General features: G+C 35.4%; 1 pseudogene. It reads right to left on the minus strand.

Annotated elements, in window-relative coordinates:
• Positions 1-333: pseudogene (locus ACESNQ_RS08655) on the minus strand (N-acetylmuramoyl-L-alanine amidase family protein); the annotation flags it as partial.

The raw sequence follows: 333 nt of genomic DNA on the forward strand, positions 1-333 counted from the left end.
TCGTATCCTACATAATAACGACCACCATCTACCCATTTACCCATTACCATTTTGCCTTCAGAATCAACATAGTAACGGCCACCATCTACCCATTCATTTTTAGCCATCTTACCGTTTGATTTTAGATAGTAATTACCTACCCATTTGTTACGTGCGTAGCTTCCTTCTGATGTTAAATAGTAATAAGAACCATAATTTTTATCATAGATCCAATCGCTTTTTGCCATCTTACCATCTGATTTTAGATAGTAATTCCCTACCCAAGTATTTCGTGCAGAACTTCCTTCAGCTGTTAGATAAAAATAGGAACCAGAGTTTTTATCATAAATCCAT

Source organism: Streptococcus infantis (assembly GCF_964243025.1).
Lineage (GTDB): Bacteria > Bacillota > Bacilli > Lactobacillales > Streptococcaceae > Streptococcus > Streptococcus infantis_N.